This window comes from Lonepinella sp. MS14434, from assembly GCF_042468235.1.
GTDB lineage: Bacteria > Pseudomonadota > Gammaproteobacteria > Enterobacterales > Pasteurellaceae > Lonepinella.
Window position 1 is genome coordinate 1,152,790 of record NZ_CP170386.1, and the last position, 16,002, is coordinate 1,168,791.

Here is a 16,002-nt window from a genome sequence, read left to right on the forward strand (position 1 = left end):
AGATCAATAGATCAATAGATCAATAGATCAATAGATCAATAGATCAATAGATCAATAGATCAATAGATCAAAACTGGGATCTAAATATCACTGCTCTTCTAGAATACTTTAGGGAAACGGTGGGTTGTTACATTTTAATATTATGGATTTTAATTACATTTGCAAGAAATGAGTAATATTCGCTAGAAGATCAAAATGTATTTAGGTCATATTAATAAAAATGGTAAGAATATTATGCCGTGATTAAGGTGTAATAATAAGATAATCTACCCCTATTCAAGTATAAATTTATATGAACAAAATCTATAAAGTCATTTGGAGCAAAGTGACGCATTCCTTTGTGGTTGTCTCTGAGCTTGCTTCCAGCCAAGGCAAAGCAAAATCTTCCGTTGTCAATCAGCAACATAATTTATCTTCATTATTGCATTTTAGTTTTAAATTAAGTGCGGTGGCAATTTCATTATTTTCCACTATTCCAACAGCATCAGCGGCTGTTGCGATAGGTTCAACGGACGTTAATAGCCAAACTTCAAATGCTAAAGCAAGTGGAACGGATAGCATAGCAATCGGAACCTCATCAAATGCTAGTAAGATAAATGCAGTTGCAATTGGAAAATCTGCCGCATCAAGCGGAATTGACACTATTGCCCTTGGTAATACAACGAAAGCCTCCGGATCAGGTTCTATTGCGATAGGTAGTAATGCCAATGCAACTTCTTCTGCAGTAAACTATAGCCAAGGTTCTATCGCTATTGGAGCATGTTCAACGGCTATTGGCAACCAATCTGTTGCATTGGGAGCTAGTGCTGCAGCGATTACTGAACAATCTACCGCTATTGGTAATGATGCAACTGCAACAGGTTTTGGTTCGATTGTGATTGGTGGCGATGATACTGGCTATAGTCAAAGAGCATCTGGAGTAGTTGATCCTTATACCTATGAAAAACTCAATTTAGAAATTGGGTATCTGAGAACTCCTAAGAATAACTACCGCACTTCTGTTGCATCAGGGGTAGGTTCCGTTGTTGTCGGTGTACATGGACAAGCATTAAGTAATGGTTCTACTGCCATTGGGGTATATGCGACTGCGGGTGATAATAATCAAACCTTAACTAATCCCAACCAAACCACAACAGCCATTGAAGCCACCGCCGTTGGTGCCTTTGCTCGAGCTCGTGATGCACATTCTACGGCTATTGGTTATAAAGCAAGTTCTTTAGGAGCTAATGCTACGGCGGTCGGTTCAAACGTAACCGCCAATAGCGCGCGTTCTTTTGCAGCAGGCTATAATGCCACCGCGAATCAAACGGATTCGGTGGCGATTGGTTCTACTGCACAAACGAACGGCACCAATGCTGTAGCGATTGGTTCTGGTGCAAAAGCATTAGCCGAAAATACCATTTCTATTGGTACGGGTAATAACGTTACAGGTAAAAATTCAGGGGCGATTGGGGATCCTTCTACGGTTACTGGTACGGAGTCTTATAGTATCGGGAATAATAATACCGTGCCGGGCAACAATACTTTTGTGATGGGGAATAATGTTAATGCATCAAGTAACAATTCCATTGCTATCGGCGTGAAAGCTATTACGGGTAACCCTGATAATAAAAGTAGCTACGATGCAACAAGTTCTATTGCGATTGGTGATACATCTCGTGCAACAGGTCAACATACTATTGCCTTAGGAGCAAATGCCACAGCCTTTAATCATAATAATACGGCGATTGGTTATAATGCGGCGATTGGTACAACCAATCTTGGCGTTGGTACGGATAACATTGCGTTTGGTACAAATACCAGCATAGCACATGGTAATAGTAGCGTCGTCATTGGTACATCAGCAAAATCATCTTCAACACAAGGTTCTTCTATTGCTATTGGGGAAAATGCGTCTATTGATTCAAGCACCCAGAAAAATGGGATAGCTATCGGTACAAATTCTTCCGTAAGATCAAGTAATGGTGGCATTGCATTAGGTCTTAATGCAACAGTAACCAATTCAAACGGTGGAACTGGATCACCTATTGCTATTGGGGAAAATGCTACATCAACAGGTACTCGTTCAATTGCATTTGGTTATAATGCGAGTGCTACTGGTAATCAAGTCGATCAGATCGTCATTGGTAGCAATGCAACGTCTAACGGTCAACGTTCGATTGTACTTGGTAGCGGTTCAAATGCTACTGGTAGTCAAGATAGCCAAATTGTTATTGGTACTAATGCAACAGCAGCTGGTAATCAATCAATTGTTATGGGGTTAGGAGCTAGTGCAAAAGGTAATCAACCAAGCCAAATTGTCATCGGTACAAATGCTACAACAACAGGCAATAGTGAATATAGTATTGCTATTGGTGAAAATGCAACCGTGAGTGCTGGTAGTAAGGGTGGAATCCTAGCGTTAGGTCATAATACCAGTGCCACAGTTGGCGGCAGTGTTGCCTTGGGGGAAAATAGTACAGTAACTAGAAATTCTTCGGATTCAGATTCTCTAAATCCATATATTCCACATCCAGACAATGCAACTCAAAAGGCAGCTATTGAAGCGACTAAAGCTACTACAGGTGCGGTTAGCGTTGGCTCAGATACAGTTAAACGCCAAATTATTAATGTAGCCGCCGGTTCAGCCGATACAGACGCCGTCAATGTAGCACAATTAAAAGCTGCCGTGTCTGAAACCTCCGCGAACACTTATTGGAATATTCAAGAAAATGGTACACAAAAATACCAAGTAAACAATAACGACAATGTGAGTTTTGCCAATGGCACGGGTACTACGGCGACCGTTTCTGTTGATGGCACAACGTCAACTGTTAAATATTCTGTTAATCAAACAACTTTAAATGTTAATAGTGGTACAGTAAGCGCGGGTCAAACTGATGATTATTTTGCAACGGCAGAACAAGTCGCCAAAGCAATTAATGACTCTGAAAAAACTACCAGCGTAAATAGCACAACTGACGCTATTACGGTAACTTCTACGACTTCTGGTCAAAATACCAATTATGCTTTAGATCTTTCTCAAACAACCAAGGATTCATTAACTAAAGCGGATTCAGCTTTACAAAGCTTTACTGTCGGTGCGGATAATACCGGAACCAATGTTACCATCAATAAAGATAAGACTCACTTTGATGTGCTTGGTGGCAACAGTAATCTAAATACCACTGTAAGCGACAACCAAATCAAAATTAATTTAAATAACACCTTAGACTTAACCAGTGGCGGTAGTGTTACCATTGGCAGTACCTTGTTAAATACCACTGGTTTAACCATTACCGGCGGGCCAAGTGTCACGACATCTGGTATTAATGCAGGTGATAAGAAAATTACTAATGTCGCGGATGGTACAACCGATAAGGATGCCGTGAATTTAAGTCAGTTAAATGCAACTAATACTATCGCAAATGCTGCCAATACTACCGTAAATAAAGGTTGGAATATTACCACTTCCGCTTCAACTGGGGGTAATGTTTCTGGTAAGAGTGAAACAAATGTTAAGATGGGCGATACCGTTACCATTGATGCGGGGCAAAATATTAATATTACCCAAACGGGTCAAAAGATTTCAATTGCGACATCTATGTCACCAACATTTGATAATGTTACAACCACTAACTTCACTACCCAAAATCTGACCGTCAACTCAGGTGGTACTATCAATATGGGTGGCAACAATATTACTAATGTAGCAAGCCCAACTGCCGGTACAGATGCAGCAAATAAAAATTATGTAGATAATGTCACCTTAAATTATAAAGGTGATTCCGGTTCGGGTTCCAATAAATTAACCGAAAATGTCACTTTCGCCGGTACCGCCGATCAAATCGTGACGACAGCAAAAGATGGTGAAATCAGCTTCAAATTAGCGGATAACGTAACTAAGTCATTAGAAAAAGCAAATACTTCTTTACAAAGCTTTACCGTTGGTGCGGATAATACCGGAACCAATGTTACCATCGATAAAGATAAGACTCACTTTGATGTGGTGGGGACGACTGGCTATGTCAATACGACCGTAGATGGTCAGAAAATTACCGTCGATATTGCCCAATCCTTTAAAGATACCGTATCAAATAATACGCAAAATATTAGTAACAATGCACAAAATATTACTAATAATGCGAATAACATCACCAATAACACCCAAAACATTACCAAAAATGCAGGAAATATTGCTAACAATACCGCCAATATTACCAAAAATGCAGATGAAATTGCTAAAGGCTTTGGTTTAAAGGCCCAAGATGGTAACAATGTGACTAAAAAATTAGGTGAACAAGTTGAAGTAGTCGGCGGTAACAGTAATCTAAATACCACTGTAAGCGGTAACCAAATCAAAATTAATTTAAATAACACCTTAGACTTAACCAGTGGCGGTAGTGTTACCATTGGCAATACCTTGTTAAATACCACCGGTTTAACCATTACTGGCGGGCCAAGTGTCACGACATCTGGTATTAATGCGGGTGATAAGAAAATTACCAATGTTACTGCCGGTACAAACCCTACCGATGCAGTGAACTTTAGTCAATTAGACGAGGTAAATAAAACTGCCAGTGCCGGTTGGAACTTAAATACCAGTGGCAATGCAACGGTTGCTAATGTGGCACCAAACAGTACAGTGACATTCAATGGTGATGGCAATATTAATGTAACGCATACGGGTTCAACTGTTAATGTAACATTAAATAATACGGTAGATTTAGGTAAAGACGGTTCATTAACTGTCAATGGCACCACTATTAACAATAACGGCACCATTTCCGGAGTGGCAAATGGTACATTATCTGCCACTTCAACCGAAGCAGTGAATGGTTCACAGTTATTTGCGACTAACCAAAATGTCACTAACAATACCAATAATATTGCCAATAATACGGCTAGTATTAATAAAGGCACCGTATATGGTGGTGATACAGGTAAGGAATTTACCCGTAAATTAGGTGAGCAAACCAATGTGAAAGGTGGAATAACTGACGCTACTAAACTTAGTGACAATAACATCGGTGTAGTTTCTGACGGTACAGACACCCTAATGGTTAAATTGGCGAAAGACCTAACTAACTTAACCAGTGCAACATTTAGTGATAGTGACACGGATAAAACGGTAATTAACAAAGACGGCGTGACCATTACCAATGGCACAAATACCGTAAGTTTAACCGAAACCGGTTTAAATAATGGTGGTAATCAAATTACCAATGTGAGCGCCGGTGTCGCAGATACCGATGCGGTGAATATGAGCCAATTAAATGCGGTTAATACTACAGCGAATGCTGGTTGGAAATTAACTGACGGCTCAAACGTTTCCACCGTGAAACCAAATGCAACAGTTTCCTTAACCAATACCGATGGTAATATCAATATCATTAATAACAATGGTAGCGTCACATTTGATTTAGCCAATGAACTTGATTTAGGGACTAATGGTTCGGTGACAATAGGTAATACGAGTGTTAATAATGACGGTTTAACAGTTGGTAATACCAGCGTAAGCGATAATGGCTTAACCATTGTGGGAGGACCAAGTGTTACGCAAGCAGGTATTGATGCCGGTGGTAAGAAAGTGACCGGCGTATTAGCAGGTGATATTTCTGCAAACAGTACAGAGGCGATTAATGGTAGTCAGATTTATCAGATTGAACAAAATGTGACTGCTGCTAAAACGGAAGTCGGTGCTGGCAAGAACATTAATGTGAGCAGTACAACCGGAGCAAATGGTCAAACGGTTTATACTGTTGCCACGACACCAGACGTGGACTTTGATAAGCTCACGGTTGGCAATGTGACGATTAGCAAAGACAGTGGTATCAGCGCCGGTAACTCAAAAATTACCCAAGTTGCTGCTGGAGAACTTTCTGAAAATAGCAAAGATGCGGTAAATGGTAGTCAGTTATATCAAACCAACCAAAATGTGACCAATCTTAGCAATGAAGTGGCTAAAGGTTGGGATGTAACAACGGGTGTCGTTGAAGGTTCAACTGGTAACGTAACTGGAAGTGCGACGGCTAATGTAGCGATGGGTGATACGGTAAGTGTGAAAGCAGGGAATAACATTGCGATTACACAAGATGGCAAAAATATTTCCATTGCGACTTCATTGACGCCAACGTTTGAAACAGTGACGACTGAAACTGTGACGGTAGGTAAAGGTAGTAATACAGCAACAATAGGTACAATCGAAGATTCTCATGGTAAAGCAATTAATATTGCAGGTTCTGATGGTTCTTCTCCGACTCGAATTACCAATGTAGCGGCGGGTCAGGCAGATACGGATGCGGTAAATGTAAGTCAAGTACGTAATGTGGCTAACCATATTAATAGCAATATTAATAAAGTCGATAAAAACCTTAGAGCTGGTATTGCCGGTGCGATGGCATCAAGTAACTTATACCATGCCACTATACCGGGTAAATCCATGGTTGCGGCGGGAGCCGGTGTGTATAAAGGTGAAAGTGCATTAGCCATAGGTTATTCTCGTTTATCCGATAATGGAAAAATAGGCGTTAAGTTCTCGGTGAATAGTAATACCCGCGGTGATACCGGTGCGGCAGCCAGCGTAGGATATCAATGGTAAGGAACGCCGTACTAACGGAATTCTTCCTAACCTAAAATATACCGAAGCAAACTTAATACTCCGTAACTTTATAAACAAGATGCGGAGTATTATTTAGATAAAAAACTCAAAGTGCGGTGAAAATTTTTATATTTTTCACCGCACTTTTTTCTAATAAAACGCAAACGTTTGCTGTATAATGCGTGCCTAATTTTTATTTAAGGAATCATTATGAATAATAATCTACTTTATACAGTAGAAGATAAACCGCCCTTTGGGCTAAGTTTATTATTAGCTGCACAACATTTATTGGCTGCACTCGGTGGCATTATTGCGGTGCCTTTGGTGATCGGTAATGTACTAAAATTACCCACCCCCGATACGATTATTTTAGTCAACGCTGCTCTATTAGTTTCAGGTATTGTGACCATTATTCAGTGTCGTGGATTAGGTCCGATCGGCATTCGTTTACCAAGCGTGATGGGGACGAGCTTTACTTTTGTCTCCGCTGCCCTTGCGGTCGGTTTTAGTGAATATGGCGTGGCGGGTATTCTTGGTTCATCATTAGTGGGGGCATTAGTTATGATTGCGGGCAGTTTCTTTATGCCAAACATCCGTAAATTATTCCCACCCGTGGTGACGGGTACTGTGGTCATGATGATCGGATTAAGCTTAATCTCTGTCGCTGTGGATTGGTTCGCGGGCGGTCAACGTAGCGATGCCAATTATGCAGCGCCTGAAAATCTGATGATGGCAACCTTTGTGTTAGTGATTGTTGTAGCTTTAGTACAATGGGGAACTGGCATTTTTTCTGCGGCTGCCATTGTAATCGGTATGATGACGGGCTATATCCTTTGTCTTGCACTCGGCTGGATCGACTTTACCGGTGTGAAAGAAGCGCAAGCCTTTGCCTTGCCACAACCGTTACACTTTGGCTTATCTTTCCCGATTACTGGGATTATCGGCATGGCGATTGCCTATTTAGTAACAATCGTTGAAAGTAGCGGAAACTTCCTTGCCTTAGGTAATGCCACCCAAACCGAAATCACCGGTAAACATTTGCGTGGTGGCATACTTTGTGATGGTTTAGGTTCTGCCCTGGCCGCGATTATGTCAACGACCCCATTCTCTTCTTTCTCACAAAATATCGGCGTAATTACACTTACGGGGGTGGCGAGTCGCTATGTGGTAGCATTAACTGGAGGATTATTAGTATTAGCCGGTTTATTCCCCGTTTTCGGTGCGTTAATCGTGTCGATTCCATTGCCTGTATTAGGTGGTGCCGGCTTAATGATGTTCGCGATGATTATTGCGGCAGGGATTCAAATGCTAGATAATATTGAGCGCAGTAAACGCAACGGCTTAATCATTGCGATTTCTATCGGTTGCGGTTTAGCGGTGACAACTCGCCCTGAATTACTGGATAAATTGCCGACATTCTTTAAAGAAATTTTTGGCTCAGGGATTACAGTAGGTTCATTATTAGCGTTAATCTTAAATCTGATCTTGCCAGAAGATAAACCAAGTAAAGCAGAATAAGTGCGATCAAAATGCGGTGAATTTTCACCGCATTTTGCTATGTGTTACTGACTAATTAATTTCCCAACTAAATCAATCACTTCATTAATATGCTGCGGAGATAATTTTCCTTCTGAAACAAACTGCACCTTACCCGTTTTGTCCAACACGATAACAGCACTCTCTTTCTCTCTTAATTGCCACGCATTTTTCACCTCACTTTGTTGATCTAAAATAACCTGACTATGCGGATTTTCTTTTTTACCTTTTTCAGCACTACTTTTGACAAAAATCCCTGTACCAATCACAGCATCATCTGCGTTAATAATACTCGTGGTTTGATATTTATTACGATCAAAACTTGCCTGTTTAATAGCCTGAATAAATGCATCATTTTTCTCTTTTGCAGCTGTTCTACCGGCAAAATGATGCACAATACGTACTTTCCCGGCAAGTTGAGCTGAATTCCAGCCTTTATATTGTACTTTATCACCATCGACTTTAATTTCACCATCTTTTTGCACTGCTACTGGCGGCAAATGGTTATTAACTTGAATATTATGAGCAAATAAAACATTAGAAAAGAATGCCATTGATAAGGCGAAAATAAGTTGTATTTTTTTCATTGTTACTCCTTTGATTAAATATAGCTATATTCTACTGAAAAGCTCTCCTAAAGCAACTCTAAACATAGGCTGGTTTTGCTCAAATACAGTATTCTCTGTTATACTACATCCCAAATTTTATTAGAAAGGAAAAAAAAATGGATCAAATGCCTACGTGTCCCAAATGTCAAGGTAAATATGTTTATCACGACAGCATCAATTTTGTCTGCCCTGATTGTACCTATGAATGGTCTGGCGAAGAGATATCCGAAGAAAATCAACAAAAAGTCTGGAAAGATAGTAACGGTAATGTATTACAAGATGGTGATGATGTGATTTTAATTAAAGATCTCAAAGTAAAAGGATCATCTATCGTATTGAAAAAAGGAACTAAAGCGAAAAATATTCGTTTAGTAGAAAGCGATCATGATGTGGATTGTAAAATCGATGGTCAACCTTTTTCGTTAAAATCGGCATTTTTAAAAAAGGCATAAAATAATATACTTGATTCAGAAGAAAGTACGGTAAAAATACCGCACTTTTTTGCTTAAATTATTCAGCTACATCACCAATTAATACACTATCCAATGCAATCTCAATCATTTCATTAAAGGTTAATTGACGTTCTTCTGAACTGGTTTGTTCACCGGTACGAATATGATCAGAAACTGTGCAGATACACAAGGCCTTAGCACCGTATTCTGCTGCCACAGCATAAATACCAGCAGCTTCCATTTCCACGCCAAGAATGCCGTATTTTTCCATCACATCAAACATGGCAACATCTGGGGAATAAAACAAATCTGCCGAGAATAAATTTCCTGTTCTTACTTTCACCCCTTTATTTTTTGCCACTTGAACCGCTGCTTGTGCCATATCAAAATCTGCAATAGCAGCAAAATCGTTGTCTCTAAAACGAATACGATTTACTTTGCTATCCGTACAAGCACCAATACCGATCACGACATCACGCACTTTGACATCCTGACGAACGGCACCACAAGAACCAACACGAATAATTTTTTTCACGCCATATTCGGTGATTAATTCTTTACTGTAAATCGAGCAAGAAGGAATCCCCATTCCATGCCCCATGACTGAAATGCGACGACCTTTGTAAGTCCCTGTGTAACCAAGCATATTACGGACATTTGTGACTTCTTGAACATTGTCTAAGAATTTTTCAGCAATAAACTTAGCACGAAGTGGATCACCCGGCATTAATACAACATCAGCGAATGCACCTTCCGGTGCGTTAATATGTGGAGTCATAATTTTTTCCTCTCTCTATATAAATTAAAGTATGGATTTACTGTAATCCATAAGTGATAAATCAAAATATTTGCATGTTCTAGTGTATTCATATCTTGATTGATAAATTTTTCGTACCTTTTGTCCTACCCATAATACCTAATGAAGCTAAGCATATCACAAATACACATTTCATACGTCTCTTCATCGCTGTTACGCAAACGTTTAACAAGATTAAAAACAACCACACCACAGGCAATGCTGTGGTGTGTAATAAACATGCTAATTGTTATACCGCAGTTTAGGCTAGTGCAACACCACTTAAACCGATAAATAAACCAGCAATAGTTGCACTCATTAAGTTAGCTAAAGATCCCGCAATAACGGCTTTAATTCCTAAACGAGCAATATCACCACGGCGATTCGGTGCCATGACACCAAGACCACCGATTAAAATAGCAATCGAACCAAAGTTGGCAAAACCACATAAAGCAAAGGTAATGATTGCTTTGGTTTTATCGGTTAATTGAATTGCACTTTCAGGACTTAAATATTTGGTAAATTCTGAATAACCAACAAATTCATTGATCGCTAATTTTGTTCCGATCATTTGACCTGCAACGCCGGCTTCTTCCCAAGGCACACCGATTACCCAAGCTAACGGTTTAAATACCCAAGAAAAAATCATACCAAGTGATAAGTCACCATAACCAAACCAACCACCAATGCCACCTAAAATACCATTAATCAAAGCAATTAATGCAATAAATGCTATTAACATTGCTCCAACATTTAAGGCTAATTGCATACCAGATGATGCACCAGATGCTGCTGCATCTAAAATATTCGCCGGTTTATCTAACACCACATTGGACATATCGTCATCAAATTTTTCAGTTTGCGGATATAAAATTTTAGCAAATAATAAACCTGCCGGAGCTGCCATAAAAGATGCGCTAATTAAATAAGGCAACGGCACCCCCATACCGGCATAACCAGCTAATACTGAACCTGCAATAGAGGCTAAACCGCCAGACATAATGGCAAATAATTCAGAATTTGTCATTTTGCTAATATAAGGCTTAACTACTAATGGTGCTTCAGTTTGTCCTACGAAAATATTGGCCGCCGCTGACATAGATTCCGCTTTTGATGTACCTAATAATTTTTGTAAACCACCACCGATGATTTTAATTACCCATTGCATTATACCAATATAATAAAGTACAGAAATTAATGCTGAGAAGAAAATAATGGCAGGTAATACACGCACAGCGAAAATAAACCCGTCACCTCCCATTACTTCAAAAATCTTGTCACTGGCTAAACCACCAAACACAAATTGAATACCATCAAAACCATAGCTAATGACTTTTTGCACCCCATTAGACAACCAAAGTAACGCATCTCGTCCTACGGGCACATAAAGAATTAAAGCCCCTAAGCCAATTTGAATCAATAAGGCACCAAGTACGGTTCTTAAATTAATCGCTCGACGATTATTTGACAACAAGAATGCAATACCTAACAGCACCACAATACCTAAAAGACTAATTAACGATTCCATTTGTTTTCTCCTTTATAGTAAAAATTACCTAATTTTAATCTCTTTTATATTTTTCTGCTATAAGTTATATGTTTAATTTTGTTTTTTTCTGCATATTTTTTCATTATCATATGCTGAATCTCTTTCAGGATATGATATGAAAACAAAAACAACCCTTTTACCAAGAACAATATGGACTGCCAAACATATTTGGTCGCTAGAAAGTAAACCCTTGTTTGTTCTATTGCTTACGCTTGTCATTATGGGGATTGGTGAAGGATTAATTTTATCATCAAATCTTGGCTCTGCGCCTTGGACCGTTCTATCACAAGGTATTGCTTTACAAGGTAATTTTAGTGTAGGCTGGGCATCTTTTATCATCAGTGTTGTTGTCATGCTGTTCTGGATTCCATTAAAACTACGTATTGGTCTTGGTTCAATACTCAATGTGATTGTGATTGCGATTTTATTGGGTATCACCGTTGCTTACCTTCCCTATCCCGACAATTTAACATGGCAAATAAGCTATTTTTCTAGTGGACTGATTTTATTTGCTATTGGTACGGCATTTTACCTAACCTGTCATTTGGGGGCCGGTCCGAGAGATGGTTTAATGGTAGGCATCTGTCATATTTTCCATTGGAAAATAGGCAAAGTTAGAACTACCATTGAAGTCGCCGCCTGTGTATTCGGTTATTGGCTTGGCGGAACTGTAGGCATTGGTACATTAATTTATGCATTAGCAGTAGGCTGGATTATACAGGGAACATTGAGTTTATTTCGCTATTATCATTCGTAAGCAGGGTTTATTAATATCTCAAAGTGCGGTACAAAAATCTCAATATTTTTATACCGCACTTTGAACTTATAAATCTGCTCTAATGCCCCACACCTTGCATCATCAACCCTAAAATTGCCATCCCAATATATTCTTCCGGAATAATATTGCCGTTAAAATTAATACCGTCTTTTTCCAGTCCGATAGCTAATGACAGTTCATTATCTTTTTCAACAATAACACCTTGTGATTTTCCTTGTGTAACAAGCATATCAATTTGCTGTTGCGCTTGAATATCTGCATTGGCTTTATTTTGTCCAGTTGACTGCTCTAATATAGATAAAAATTCTACGGCTGCAGCTTTATCTACATTTAGATTAATACTTAATTGCTTAAATAAGCTAAGGATTTTTCCATTAAAGGCTTTTGCGAAATCTGACTCAAATAATGCGATATCCACATTTGCTTCTATTTTACCGGCATTATTATTTAAACTTAACGGCTTAATTTGTACATGTGGTTGATCCTGTAACAGTTCAAGACCTAAGCGTTGCATTGTTTTTTCATCATTAGGATCTGTTGCTAAAATAGCATTTAAAGTTTGTACTGATAAATGCTCCGTATTCAACGCAAAGGCCAATTTACCCAGTGAATAGTCATTAAATTTTGGCTCAGTCGTAACTGATAAGGCATAATTCATCACATCTTTGTCTTGTTTAGCATCAAAATCAATCGTTAATTTAGCAAAATCGGCAGTAACAGATGGTTCCGTACTATAACTATAAACATATCTCAGATTATCTGTGCTAATTTTCCCTTTCCCCGTATAAAGTAAAGATAGTACTGTCGGTTGCATATCTGAACTTGATTTTAGATGGTCAAATTCAATTGTCATTTTTTTAAGATGTTCAGCACCGTTGTCCGCCATTACTGCTTTTAAGCTATAATCAGTCAATACCATGTTTAATTTAGTAAAATCCATATCATATTGACCAATACCCTGAGCATTAAAATCAAATTGAAGCCTACCTTTATCCCAATTTAACTGGATATCATCCGTGGTTAATTGAGCAGGCATAAATGTTGTTTCACCTTTTACATTTTGACGATAAGACATAGTTGCCACGATTGAAATAGGACTTTCATTACTATGAGTTTGAATACGTTTTGCCGTTTCTTCATTTTCCACTAACTTGGCTGACGTAGAGAACATCGCAGGAACTAAATTTAATATTGCCACTTGATTTAACGGCAAAGGTCCATGATATAAGGTACCCTCAAAAGGTAAATTTAAGTTCAAACTGTGCGATTTAATATTTAAACGATAACGAAAATCCGAACGGAAAATACCACGTTCAACTTGTACATCTTCAATTTGAGTTAATATACCTGAAAACTGGCTTTGTTGTTGCCACGAGTGATTAATTTTACTGATTTGTTGCTGATACTGATCTTCTATGCTTTTCCCGGTGTACCAAGCGCCACTGATCCACATGATACCGAATGCCACTATCACGCCAACGGCAATATTTAATTTTTTCATCATCCTAAATCCCTTATTTATATTGTCAAAGATAATTAATCTTAGCATAAACTGCGGTAAATTTTTGTGATTTTTGGATTGCCGACTTGAAATCCAGAAAACACCCCTTATTTTGTGGATACAATAAAAAATGTGAATTGGCACCGCACTTTTTAACTATTTTACAAATTTCAAAAAATTTTTAAATTTGCCCTTGAAAAACGAAATGCCAACCACATTTTAAATAACAAGCAAGCAAGCCAAAATAAATTAAAGGCATTGCGAAAACCAATTCAAACTAGGAGAAAACAAATTATGGGAAAAATTATCGGTATTGACTTAGGTACAACTAACTCTTGTGTCGCAATCATGGATGGCGACAAACCACGTGTCATTGAAAATGCAGAAGGTGATCGCACAACGCCTTCAATTATTGCTTATACCAATGACAATGAAACTTTAGTGGGACAACCAGCAAAACGTCAAGCTGTAACCAATCCAAAAAATACCTTATTCGCTATCAAACGTTTAATCGGTCGCCGTTTTGAAGACCAAGAAGTACAACGTGATGTGAACATTATGCCGTTCAGCATTGTGAGAGCAGATAATGGTGATGCGTGGGTAGATGTGAAAGGCGATAAATTAGCACCACCACAAATTTCAGCCGAAGTGTTGAAAAAAATGAAAAAAACTGCCGAAGATTTCTTGGGCGAAACGGTAACAGAAGCAGTTATCACTGTACCAGCTTACTTTAACGATGCTCAACGTCAAGCGACTAAAGATGCAGGTCGTATCGCTGGTCTTGATGTTAAACGTATTATCAACGAACCAACCGCTGCCGCATTAGCTTACGGCTTAGACAAAGGCAAAGGCAACCAAACCATTGCGGTGTATGACTTGGGTGGTGGTACATTCGACTTGTCTATCATCGAAATTGATGAAGTCGGTGGCGAAAAAACCTTTGAAGTATTAGCAACCAATGGTGATACTCACTTAGGTGGTGAAGACTTTGATAACCGTGTAATCAATTACTTGGTAGATGAGTTCAAAAAAGAACAAGGTGTTGATTTACGCAACGATCCATTAGCGATGCAACGTTTAAAAGAAGCAGGCGAAAAAGCCAAAATTGAACTTTCTTCTGCTCAACAAACAGACGTGAATTTACCTTATATCACAGCTGATGCGACTGGACCAAAACACTTAAACATTAAATTAACTCGTGCAAAATTGGAAGCATTAGTAGAAGATTTAGTCGCTCGTTCCATTGAACCTGTAAAAGTAGCATTAAATGATGCTGGCTTGAGTATTTCACAAATTGATGATGTACTTCTTGTGGGCGGTCAAACTCGTATGCCATTGGTGCAACAAAAAGTAGCTGAATTCTTTGGTAAAGAACCACGCAAAGACGTGAACCCAGATGAAGCCGTTGCAGTAGGAGCAGCAGTACAAGGCGGTGTGTTATCTGGTAATGTGACTGACGTGTTATTATTAGACGTTACCCCATTATCATTAGGTATCGAAACCATGGGCGGTGTAATGACTACCCTAATTGAGAAAAACACTACGATTCCAACTAAAAAATCACAAGTGTTCTCAACGGCGGAAGATAACCAAAGTGCGGTAACAATCCACGTGTTACAAGGTGAACGTAAACAAGCGTCAGCCAATAAATCTTTGGGTCAATTCAACCTTGAAGGCATTAACCCAGCACCACGCGGTATGCCACAAATTGAAGTGACGTTTGATATTGACGCAGACGGTATTATCCACGTTTCTGCTAAAGATAAAGGAACAGGTAAAGAACAACAAATCACTATCAAAGCCTCATCTGGTTTAAGTGATGAAGAAATTCAACAAATGGTACGTGATGCCGAAGCCAACGCCGAAGCAGACCGTAAATTTGAAGAATTAGTCCAAGCTCGCAATCAAGCAGATGCAATTGTTCACTCTACTCGCAAACAATTAAGCGAAGTAGGCGACAAACTTTCTGCTGATGACAAAGCTCCGATTGAAAAAGCCTTAGGCGAGCTTGAAACCGCAGCCAAAGGTGAAAATAAAGCGGAAATTGATGCGAAATTGCAAGCGTTAATTCAAGTATCTGAAAAATTAATGCAAGCCGCTCAACCACAACCAGACGCTCAACAAGCTCAAGGCGGAAAACCAAATGATGATGTGGTAGATGCGGAGTTTGAAGAAGTGAAAGATAATAAATAAGATTTATTA

The 16,002-nt window shown here is 39.0% G+C and carries 9 protein-coding genes; 5 read left to right on the plus strand and 4 right to left on the minus strand.

Going from position 1 to position 16,002, the window contains the following annotated elements; translation table 11 throughout:
• Positions 1-292 precede the first annotated feature (292 nt).
• Both O1Q79_RS05510 and O1Q79_RS05515 read left to right on the plus strand, forming a co-directional pair.
• Complete coding sequence (locus O1Q79_RS05510) at positions 293-6,580, plus strand: YadA-like family protein (protein WP_386690698.1); 6,288 nt, start codon at positions 293-295, stop codon at positions 6,578-6,580.
• A 210-nt stretch (positions 6,581-6,790) separates the two neighbouring features.
• Positions 6,791-8,098 carry a nucleobase:cation symporter-2 family protein gene (locus tag O1Q79_RS05515; RefSeq protein WP_386690700.1) on the plus strand — a complete coding sequence of 436 codons (1,308 nt, stop codon included), beginning with the start codon at positions 6,791-6,793 and terminating at the stop codon, positions 8,096-8,098.
• A 44-nt stretch (positions 8,099-8,142) separates the two neighbouring features.
• Here O1Q79_RS05515 and O1Q79_RS05520 read toward each other — a convergent pair whose 3' ends face one another.
• A complete protein-coding gene (locus O1Q79_RS05520) occupies positions 8,143-8,703 on the minus strand; it encodes a YtfJ family protein (protein WP_386690703.1) in 561 nt (186 codons plus the stop codon).
• A 137-nt stretch (positions 8,704-8,840) separates the two neighbouring features.
• On the opposite strand from O1Q79_RS05520, the gene O1Q79_RS05525 reads away from it, so the two are divergent.
• Positions 8,841-9,176 (plus strand): zinc ribbon domain-containing protein YjdM, encoded by a 336-nt coding sequence (locus O1Q79_RS05525; RefSeq protein ID WP_386690705.1) that lies wholly within the window; start codon positions 8,841-8,843, stop codon positions 9,174-9,176.
• 58 nt (positions 9,177-9,234) lie between these two features.
• Here the strand turns inward: O1Q79_RS05525 and deoD are convergent, their stop codons facing one another.
• Positions 9,235-9,954, minus strand: coding sequence for a purine-nucleoside phosphorylase (deoD, locus tag O1Q79_RS05530; RefSeq protein WP_386690708.1), 720 nt, complete (start codon positions 9,952-9,954; stop codon positions 9,235-9,237).
• A 280-nt stretch (positions 9,955-10,234) separates the two neighbouring features.
• On the minus strand, positions 10,235-11,500 hold the full coding sequence (locus O1Q79_RS05535) for a NupC/NupG family nucleoside CNT transporter (protein ID WP_386690710.1): 1,266 nt from the start codon (positions 11,498-11,500) through the stop codon (positions 10,235-10,237).
• A gap of 136 nt (positions 11,501-11,636) precedes the next feature.
• Between O1Q79_RS05535 and O1Q79_RS05540 the strand changes: the two genes are divergently transcribed.
• Positions 11,637-12,278 (plus strand): YitT family protein, encoded by a 642-nt coding sequence (locus O1Q79_RS05540; protein ID WP_386690712.1) that lies wholly within the window; start codon positions 11,637-11,639, stop codon positions 12,276-12,278.
• A gap of 79 nt (positions 12,279-12,357) precedes the next feature.
• On the opposite strand, the gene O1Q79_RS05545 is transcribed toward O1Q79_RS05540, so the two are convergent.
• Complete coding sequence (locus O1Q79_RS05545; RefSeq protein WP_386690715.1) at positions 12,358-13,803, minus strand: YdgA family protein; 1,446 nt, start codon at positions 13,801-13,803, stop codon at positions 12,358-12,360.
• Between the two features lie 291 nt (positions 13,804-14,094).
• Here O1Q79_RS05545 and dnaK point away from each other — a divergent pair, with 291 nt between their 5' ends.
• Complete coding sequence (gene dnaK, locus O1Q79_RS05550) at positions 14,095-15,993, plus strand: molecular chaperone DnaK (protein ID WP_386690718.1); 1,899 nt, start codon at positions 14,095-14,097, stop codon at positions 15,991-15,993.
• Positions 15,994-16,002: the final 9 nt, after the last annotated feature.